This is a genomic window from Cohnella faecalis, from assembly GCF_003570905.1.
GTDB classification, from domain to species: Bacteria; Bacillota; Bacilli; order Paenibacillales; family Paenibacillaceae; genus Cohnella; species Cohnella faecalis.
The window spans coordinates 1-8,632 of sequence record NZ_QXJM01000046.1; the positions used below are offsets into that span (position 1 = coordinate 1).

Sequence of the window (8,632 nt, forward strand, 5' to 3'; positions counted from 1 at the left end):
AAACGTTCATTCATGTGATTCTACCGTTAATGAAGCAATAATAATGCTGGCCATTTTGTTCCGCACAATGGATGCGATACGCCGGTTTGATACGATTATGTCATGACAAGCGGCGGACCGGCAACGCAACGGAAACGTTGAACTTACACGCTTATTTTCATGCCTTCAACTACTTGAATGTAGGGTATAGCTCTGCGCTGTCGACGGTCATGCTCATCGGTATTTTTGCTTGTTCCTTATTCATCCTGAGAAAAATCCAAAAAGTTGATATCTAGCCATATATAAAGAGGGAGAAAAACATATGAACTTGACAGAAATCCTCAAAATTTTATCTTTGACGCCAGCTCTATCGGGCTATGAGCACTTGATGGCTGATCGCATGAAGTCATTTTTGTCTCCCTATGTGGATCAAATAGAAACAGATAAGATGGGTAATCTGATTACAACGATTAAAGGTCTGGAAGCCGATGCGCCGCGTATTATGTTGTTTGCACACATGGATCAATTGGGCTTCGTCGTGCGCAAAATCGAATCGGACGGATTTATTCGTGTTGAGCGTTTGGGCGGCGTACCCGAAAAAGCGCTGGCAGGCCAACCGATCGTGATTCAGACCGAGGACGATCGGCTTATTCCGGTTTAATTGGCAACAAGTCTCATCATCTTACCCTCAAGAAGAAAAGTACACCGTTGCCGGATATAAAAATTTATGTCGATATTGGTGCGGACAGCGCGGAAGAAGTGTATGCGGCAGCATTGATATCGGCTGTCCAGTCATGTATCAACCCGATTTTCAACCTATAATGAACAATAAAGTGTACGGGACATCCATCGATAATCGCGGCGGCTGCGCGATACTTATTCGCGTTGCGGAGATTCTGAAGGAGATGAAGCGGCAGCGACGGTTTACATTGTGGGTGCTGTGCAGGAGGAGTTTAACTTACGGGCGCGATGGTCGCTGCGCAAGCGTTGAAGCCGGATTGCGCGATTTGCATCGATATTAACATTGCGGCGGATACGCCTGATTTGAAGGACAGCAACGATATTGCGCTTGGCGCGGGTCCGGTTGTAAGCATGTACAACTTCCATGGACGCGGTACGCTCAACGGTACGATTCCGCCTCGCCGTATGGTGAAATGGACACGTGAAGCTGCCGAAGCTGCCCATATTTCGTTGCAACGCGGTGCAATGTCAGGAATATTAACGGATGCTTCCTATGTGCAATTAGTAGATAGCGGCATTCCGACGATCGATATCGGTTTCCCTGCGAGGTATTCCCACTCTGCGGTAGAAGTATGCGATATGCAGGATTTAGAGCAGGTTGCCCGTTTGATTGTACAAATGGTGCAAATGGCGAAGCCCGGCGCTCCGTTTGGACGTGAGTAGTTGCCCATTCTCCTTTAGACAACGATGGCTGATGGCAAAGGTGGGGTCCTAGTGGATGCAGAAGGCGTTTACTTCTTGGGAGTAGATATCGGTACTTACGAATCGAAGGCGGTTCTTACAAACTTGGAAGGACGTATTGTTCACCATGAAGTGATCTCACATCAAATGATCGTGCCGAAGCCTGGTTTGGCGGAGCACGATGCAGATGGCGTCTGGTGGCATGATTTTTGTCTGCTTGTCGAGCGTATTTTGCAAGCGACTCGCATAAGCAGCGATCAAATTAAAGCGATCGGGTGCTCGGCGATCGCGCCTGCGGTATTGCCTGTCGATCGTGAAGGCAAGCCCCTTCGGCCGGCTATTTTGTACGGTATCGATACGCGCGCCGTGGAGGAGATTCGAGAGCTGGAGCATCGATTCGGCCATGCCAATGTGTTTCAAAGGTGCGGCAACGATTTATCTACGCAGGCGGTCGGACCGAAGATCCTTTGGATCAAAAAGCATGAGCCGGAAGTTTATGCCCAAACAGCTCGATTTTTAACGGCAACCAGCTATTTGGTTTACAGACTGACGGGGAAGTTCAAGGTAGATCATTATACGGCAGGAGCGGGATTTACGCCGTTCTATGATTGTCAACAGCACGCTTGGTATCCGGAATTTTGCAAAGATATCGTTGAGATCGATCAATTGCCTGAAATCGGTTGGACGACGGATATTGCGGGCGTGATCACGGATGAAGCCGCTCAGCTTACAGGCTTAAGTCGTGGAACTCCTGTCATAATCGGTACAAGCGATGCCGCTGCGGAAGCCGTTAGCGTCGGTGTAGTGAAACCCGGTCAAATGATGCTCATGTACGGTTCAACTGCATTTTTTATAGAAGTAACCAATGAGCCTATACAAGATAGCCGTTTATGGTCGGCGCCTTATTTATTTCCAGACACGTACGCGCTGCTGGGAGGCATGTCCACAACCGGAGCGATAACACGCTGGATGCGCGATCAATTTGCCGTGGATCTGGTAAAAGCTGAGCAATATTCGGGTAAACATGCTTTCGAGTCGTTAATGGGGGAAGCGGTCCATATCCCGCCTGGCAGCGAAGGGATGGTTACATTGCCCTATTTTAGCGGAGAGCGGACCCCCATCCAGGATCCTATGGCAAGCGGCGTCGTTTTCGGTCTAACACTCGCTCATACCCGCGGACACCTGTTTCGATCGATATTGGAAGGTGTCGGCTACGGTATCAATCATCATCTGGAAGTGATGAAGGAAATTGGTGCGATGCCGTCCGAGCTTGTTGCTGTCGGAGGCGGAACCAAAAATGAGCTGTGGCTGCAAATCGTAAGCGATATTGCGGCAGAGGTACAAAAGGTGCCGAAGGTCACTATCGGGGCATCCTATGGAGACGCCTTCTTAGCTGCAGTAGGTTCGGGACATTTGCAGCCTGGAATTTTATCGGAGTGGGTTCAATATGATCATGAAGTTACGCCAAATCGATTAGAACATCAAAAATATATGCCGTATTATTCGGTATTTAAAGATTTATATCAAAGCACCAAAAGCTTGATGCACCGCATGTACGAGCTGCGGAAAAACTAGCTGGCGGCAAATAAATTTATTAGAGGTGATCCGACATGACGACTTTCTTTAATGAAGTACAAAATTACATTGGCGGTGTTTGGGCATCGCAGCAATCGGAAAATCGTATAGATGTATTCAATCCGGCAACGGGAGATCGATTGACGACAGTCCCGCTGTCATCCAAATCGGAGCTGGATGCTGCGGTTGAAGCGGCTAGTGCAGCGTTTGGCATGTGGAGTATGACACCTGTCCCTAGACGGGCGCGTATTTTATTTAAGTATCAGCAGCTTCTAGTTGAGCATTGGGATGAATTGGCACGACTCATTACGCTGGAGAACGGTAAGACGTACAAGGATGCATATGGTGAAGTTCAACGCGGCATCGAATGCGTGGAGTTTGCTGCCGGCGCACCTAATTTGATGATGGGTCGCCAATTGCCGGACATAGCTACAGATATGGAATCGGGCATGTATCGTTATCCAATCGGCGTTGTCGGCGGGATAACGCCATTCAACTTTCCGATGATGGTGCCTTGCTGGATGTTTCCGATAGCCATTGCATGCGGCAATACGTTTGTGCTGAAGCCATCGGAGCGGACACCGCTTCTCGCTAATCGTCTCGCTGAGCTGTTCACAGAGGCTGGATTGCCGGATGGCGTATTCAATGTCGTTCACGGCAGCCACGACGTTGTGAATGGCTTGCTGGAACATCCGAAAGTAAAGGCGATTTCGTTTGTTGGCTCGCAGCCAGTTGCCGAATATGTGTATACAAAAGCTGCAGCTGCGGGAAAACGAGTACAAGCGCTTGCAGGTGCGAAGAACCATACGATCGTCTTGGAAGATGCAGATTTGGATACGGCAGTGAAGGATATAATGGCAGCGGCATTCGGCTCCGCAGGTGAACGCTGTATGGCATGCGCAGTCGTAAGGGTTGGCACAATCAAAGATAGGCTGCTGGAGAAGCTAACCGAAGCTGCGGATGCGATTCAAATCGGCAATGGTATGGAAGAGGACGTGTTTTTGGGGCCTGTCATCCGCGAGGAGCACAAGCAACGCACATTGGCGTATATCCAAAGCGGCGTTGAAGAAGGCGCTAAGCTAGTGCGAGATGGACGCCGTGATGAGGCATGTGCCAACAAAGGCTATTTTGTAGGCCCTACCATCTTTAGCGAAGTTAATTCAGATATGCAAATTTGGAAGGAAGAAATTTTTGCGCCAGTGCTGTCCTATCGTACAGCGGACTCTCTGGACGAGGCGATTGCTATCGCGAATGAAAGCGAATTTGCAAACGGTGCTTGCCTATTTACGCATGATGCTCGATATGTTCGCCGATTCCGCGAAACGATTGATGCAGGGATGCGGCATTAATGTCGTGTACCGGCGCCGATGGCATTTTTCCCGTTTTCAGGATGGAAGAAATCGTTCTATGGCGATCTGCATGCGAATGGGACGGATGGAGTAGAATTTTATACACGCAAAAAGATGGTCACTGCTCGTTGGAAAATATAATGATCATTACTATATAATATTCAAAAATGTCCATGTTGGTCTAAATGTTAAGTGTTTATTGCAAAAGATTTGAAAATTTTAGTAATATGGTTTTATGTAGATTTATCGGAGGAGAACATATGGATACCTTGCAAGAAAAAGCCAAATACGGGCTTATTCCTGTTGAGCGCCGAAAACAGATTGTCGCTTACGTCATGAAGCATGAAAGCGCACAAGTCAAAGAGCTTGCGGAATTGTTCGACGAAGTTTCGGAGGCTACAATTCGCAGAGATTTGGAGCTGTTGGCGACCGAAGGGAAGCTGACGAGGACGCATGGCGGCGCTGCGTCCATTTCAACACGAACGGCTTTTGAGCAGCTTTATTTGGATAAATGCGCGATGGCGGTGGATGAAAAACGCCGAATCCAAAGCTGCTGCCGATTTAGTGGAAAACGGCGACTCTATTATTTTGGATTCCGGCTCCACGACGATCGAAATTGCCAAACAACTCGTCAATCATACGAAACTAACGATCATTACAAATGATTTGTATATCGCTTCTACCGTTGCTTTTCATCCGTCAACTCAAGTGATGGTTACAGGCGGGATGAAGCGGAAGACGTAAATGTATTAATCGGAAATATTACAGAGACGTTTTTCCGTTCGATTCGCGTAGATAAAACCTTTTGTCTGCAGATGCAGTGGATATTCATTTCGGGGTAAGCAATACAACCTTCGTCGAACAAAACATCAAAAGGCTAATGCTTGAAGCGGCAAAAGCAAGCGCTCTTGTTTGTGACCATACGAAATTTGGCAATACCGCCTTGGCAAAGGTATGCAGGCTTGACGAGCTTGAACATATCATTACCGATGAAGGCATTTCTCCTTCGCTGCGTGAAGAGATGGAACGGTTAGGACTGCCTGTCATTGTTGTGCAAACGTGGAAAGCCTCAAGCAAATGACTTGTCGGTCAATGCTTGAGGCTTTTAGTTTCGCTTTCATTCAACGTTTCGCCTTATAAAACTCGTGATAAAGCTTCATCAACGCTCTTTTTTCGATCCGCGACACATACGATCTTGAAATCCCAGCTCACGCGCGATTTCCCGCTGCGTTCGCTCGTCGCCCCCACCGTCCAGACCGAACTTCCCGAATAACTCTTGCTCTCTTTCGTCAAGAATGTCCAGGTTTCGGCCATATTTTGCTCTTCGTCGATTGCAAGATATACTGGCACCGAGCCGACGAATCGTGGAGAAAGTTCAGTTGAAGATCGAGAAGAGCAAAATATACCGAAACCTGACATTCTTGACGAAAGAGAGCAAGAGTTATTCGGGAAGTTCGGTCTGGACGGTGCGGCGACGAGCGAACGCAGCGGGAAATCGCGCGTGAGCTGGGATTTCAAGACGTATGTGTCGCGGATCGAAAAAAGAGCGTTGATGAAGCTTTATCACGAGTTTTATAAGGCGAAACGTTGAATGAAAGCGAAACTAAAAAGCCTCAAGCATTGACCGACAAGTCATTTGCTTGAGCTTTCCATTTGCACGTTACACAACAATGACAGCAGTCCTAACCGTTCCATCTCTTCACGCAGCGAAGGAGAAATGCCTTCATCGTAATGATATGTTCAAGCTCGTCAAGCCTGCATACCTTTGCCAAGGCGGTATTGCCAAATTTCGTATGGTCACAAACAAGAGCGACTTGCTTTGCCGCTTCAAGCATTAGCCTTTTGATGTTTTGTTCGACGAAGGTTGTATTGCTTACCCGAAATGAATATCCACTGCATCTGCAGACAAAAAGGTTTTATCTACGCGAATCGAACGGAAAAACGTCTCTGTAATATTCCGATTAATACATTTACGTCTTCCCGCTTCATCCGCCTGTAACCATCACTTGAGTTGACGGATGAAAAGCAACGTAAAGCGATACAAATCATTTGTAATGATCGTTAGTTTCGTATGATTGACGAGTTGTTTGGCAATTTCGATCGTCGTGGAGCCGGAATCCAAAATAATAGAGTCGCCGTTTTCCACTAAATCGGCAGCAGCTTTGGCGATTCGGCGTTTTTTCATCCACCGCCATCGCGCATTTATCCAAATAAAGCTGCTCAAAAGCCGTTCGTGTTGAAATGACGCAGCGCCGCCATGCGTCCTCGTCAGCTTCCCTTCGGTCGCCAACAGCTCCAAATCTCTGCGAATTGTAGCCTCCGAAACTTCGTCGAACAATTCCGCAAGCTCTTTGACTTGTGCGCTTTCATGCTTCATGACGTAAGCGACAATCTGTTTTCGGCGCTCAACAGGAATAAGCCCGTATTTGCTTTTTCTTGCAAGGTATCCATATGTTCTCCTCCGATAAATCTACATAAAACCATATTACTAAAATTTTCAAATCTTTGCAATAAACACTTAACATTTAGACCAACATGGACATTTTTGAATATTATATAGTAATGATCATTATATTTCCAACGAGCAGTGACCATCTTTTTGCGTTTATAAAATTCTACTCCATCCGTCCCATTCGCATGCAGATCGCCATAGAACGATTTCTTCCATCCTGAAAACGGGAAAAATGCCATCGCGCGGTACACCGACATTAATGCCCAGCATCCCTGCATCAATCGTTTCGCGGAATCGGCGAACATATCGAGCATCATGCGTAAATAGGCAAGCACCGTTTGCAAATTCGCTTTCATTCGCGATAGCAATCGCCTCGTCCAGAGAGTCCGCTGTACGAGATAGGACAGCACTGGCGCAAAAATTTCTTCCTTCCAAATTTCATACTGAATTAACTTCGCTAAAGATGTAGGCCTACAAAATAGCTTTGTTGCACATGCCTCATCACGGCGTCCATCTCGCACTAGCTTAGCGCTTCTTCAACGCCGCTTTGGATATACGCCAATGTGCGTTGCTTGTGCTCCTCGCGGATGACAGGGGCCCCAAAAACACGTCCTCTTCCATACCATTGCCGATTTGAATCGCATCCGCAGCTTCGGTTAGCTTCTCCAGCAGCCTATCTTTGATTGTGCCAACCCCGATTACGACTGCGCATGCCATACAGCGTTCACCTGCGGAGCCGAATGCCGCTGCATTATATCCTTCACTGCCGTATCCAAATCTGCATCTTCCAAGACGATCGTATGGTTCTCGCACCTGCAAGCGCTTGTACTCTTTTCCCGCAGCTGCAGCTTTTGTATACACATATTCGGCAACTGGCTGCGAGCCAACAAACGAAATCGCCTTTACTTTCGGATGTTCCAGCAAGCCATTCACAACGTCGTGGCTGCCGTGAACGACATTGAATACGCCATCCGGCAATCCAGCTCTGTGAACAGCTCAGCGAGACGATTAGCGAGAAGCGGTGTCCGCTCCGATGGCTTCAGCACAAACGTATTGCCGCATGCAATGGCTATCGAAACATCCAGCAAGGCACCATCATCGGAAAGTTGAATGCGTTATCCCGCCGACAACGCCGATTGGATAACGATACATGCCGATTCCATATCTGTAGCTATGTCCGGCAATTGGCGACCCATCATCAAATTAGGTGCGCCGGCAGCAAACTCCACGCATTCGATGCCGCTTGAACTTCACCATATGCATCCTTGTACGTCTTACCGTTCTCCAGCGTAATGAGTCGTGCCAATTCATCCCAATGCTCAACTAGAAGCTGCTGATACTTAAATAAAATACGCGCCCGTCTAGGGACAGGTGTTCCTCCACATGCAAACGCTGCACTAGCCGCTTCAACCGCAGCATCCAGCTCGATTTGGATGACAGCGGGACTGTCGTCAATCGATCTCCCCGTTGCCGGATTGAATACATCTATACGATTTTCCGATTGCTGCGATGCCCAAACACCGCAATGTAATTTTGTACTTCATTAAAGAAAGTCGTCATGTCGGATCACCTCTAATAAATTTATTTGCCCCAGCTAGTTTTTCCGCAGCTCGTACATGCGGTGCATCAAGCTTTTGGTGCTTTGATATAAATCTTTAAATACCGAATAATACGCATATATTTTTGATGTTCTAATCGATTTGCGTAACTTCATGATCATATTGAACCCACTCCGATAAATTCCAGCTGCAAATGTCCCGAACCTACTGCAGCTAAGAAGGCTCTCCATAGGTGCCCCGATAGTGACCTTCGCACCTTTGTACCTCTGCCGCAATATCGCTTACGATTTGCAGCC

General features: G+C 47.5%; 8 protein-coding genes and 7 pseudogenes. 9 read left to right on the forward strand and 6 right to left on the reverse strand.

Going from position 1 to position 8,632, the window contains the following annotated elements; translation table 11 throughout:
• Nucleotides 1–301 precede the first annotated feature (301 nt).
• The 8 genes and pseudogenes from D3H35_RS33715 to D3H35_RS33730 all read left to right on the forward strand — a co-directional run bounded on the left by D3H35_RS33715 (nt 302) and on the right by D3H35_RS33730 (nt 5,406).
• A complete protein-coding gene (locus D3H35_RS33715) occupies nt 302–640 on the forward strand; it encodes a zinc-binding metallopeptidase family protein (protein WP_199728614.1) in 339 nt (112 codons plus the stop codon).
• A gap of 118 nt (nt 641–758) precedes the next feature.
• The gene (locus tag D3H35_RS35080; protein WP_411675182.1) at nt 759–1,001 is read left to right on the forward strand and encodes a hypothetical protein; all 243 of its coding nucleotides are present in this window, start codon (nt 759–761) and stop codon (nt 999–1,001) included.
• Nucleotides 949–1,383: a zinc-binding metallopeptidase family protein gene (locus D3H35_RS33720; RefSeq protein ID WP_199728616.1), complete on the forward strand. Its 435-nt coding sequence runs from the start codon at nt 949–951 to the stop codon at nt 1,381–1,383. The genes D3H35_RS35080 and D3H35_RS33720 overlap by 53 nt, the downstream gene beginning before the upstream one ends.
• 51 nt (nt 1,384–1,434) lie before the next feature.
• Entirely contained in the window at nt 1,435–2,976 is a 1,542-nt protein-coding gene (locus D3H35_RS26065) for an FGGY-family carbohydrate kinase (protein WP_158594214.1), read from the forward strand.
• A 35-nt stretch (nt 2,977–3,011) separates the two neighbouring features.
• A pseudogene (locus D3H35_RS26070) lies at nt 3,012–4,466 on the forward strand (CoA-acylating methylmalonate-semialdehyde dehydrogenase).
• A 119-nt stretch (nt 4,467–4,585) separates the two neighbouring features.
• Nucleotides 4,586–4,792 (forward strand): annotated as a pseudogene (locus tag D3H35_RS35085) (DeoR family transcriptional regulator); the annotation flags it as partial.
• Nucleotides 4,793–4,853: 61 nt separating this feature from the next.
• On the forward strand, nt 4,854–5,069 hold the full coding sequence (locus D3H35_RS33725; RefSeq protein ID WP_267901447.1) for a DeoR/GlpR family DNA-binding transcription regulator: 216 nt from the start codon (nt 4,854–4,856) through the stop codon (nt 5,067–5,069).
• A 61-nt stretch (nt 5,070–5,130) separates the two neighbouring features.
• A complete protein-coding gene (locus D3H35_RS33730) occupies nt 5,131–5,406 on the forward strand; it encodes a DeoR/GlpR family DNA-binding transcription regulator (RefSeq protein ID WP_119152072.1) in 276 nt (91 codons plus the stop codon).
• A 40-nt stretch (nt 5,407–5,446) separates the two neighbouring features.
• Here the strand turns inward: D3H35_RS33730 and D3H35_RS26090 are convergent.
• Nucleotides 5,447–5,649, reverse strand: a pseudogene (locus tag D3H35_RS26090) (sigma factor-like helix-turn-helix DNA-binding protein); the annotation flags it as partial.
• A 37-nt stretch (nt 5,650–5,686) separates the two neighbouring features.
• Between D3H35_RS26090 and D3H35_RS33030 the strand changes: the two are divergent.
• A pseudogene (locus D3H35_RS33030) lies at nt 5,687–5,916 on the forward strand (sigma factor-like helix-turn-helix DNA-binding protein); the annotation flags it as partial.
• A gap of 91 nt (nt 5,917–6,007) precedes the next feature.
• Here the strand turns inward: D3H35_RS33030 and D3H35_RS35090 are convergent.
• The 5 genes and pseudogenes from D3H35_RS35090 to D3H35_RS33755 form a co-directional block, all read right to left on the reverse strand.
• Nucleotides 6,008–6,223: pseudogene (locus D3H35_RS35090) on the reverse strand (hypothetical protein); the annotation flags it as partial.
• A 104-nt stretch (nt 6,224–6,327) separates the two neighbouring features.
• Entirely contained in the window at nt 6,328–6,702 is a 375-nt protein-coding gene (locus tag D3H35_RS33735; RefSeq protein ID WP_119152074.1) for a DeoR/GlpR family DNA-binding transcription regulator, read from the reverse strand.
• Between the two features lie 200 nt (nt 6,703–6,902).
• Nucleotides 6,903–7,214, reverse strand: a pseudogene (locus tag D3H35_RS35095) (aldehyde dehydrogenase family protein); the annotation flags it as partial.
• Between the two features lie 88 nt (nt 7,215–7,302).
• Nucleotides 7,303–7,823, reverse strand: a pseudogene (locus D3H35_RS33745) (aldehyde dehydrogenase family protein).
• Between the two features lie 152 nt (nt 7,824–7,975).
• Complete coding sequence (locus D3H35_RS33755; protein ID WP_325050159.1) at nt 7,976–8,266, reverse strand: aldehyde dehydrogenase family protein; 291 nt, start codon at nt 8,264–8,266, stop codon at nt 7,976–7,978.
• Nucleotides 8,267–8,632: the final 366 nt, after the last annotated feature.

Bases quoted from the DNA above. Each gene is read 5' to 3' on its own strand.
- D3H35_RS33715 (WP_199728614.1), top strand. From the start codon at position 302: ATGAACTTGACAGAAATCCTCAAAATTTTATCTTTGACGCCAGCTCTA.
- D3H35_RS33720 (WP_199728616.1), top strand. From the start codon at position 949: ATGGTCGCTGCGCAAGCGTTGAAGCCGGATTGCGCGATTTGCATCGAT.
- D3H35_RS33725 (WP_267901447.1), top strand. From the start codon at position 4,854: ATGAAAAACGCCGAATCCAAAGCTGCTGCCGATTTAGTGGAAAACGGC.
- D3H35_RS33735 (WP_119152074.1), bottom strand. From the start codon at position 6,702: ATGAAGCATGAAAGCGCACAAGTCAAAGAGCTTGCGGAATTGTTCGAC.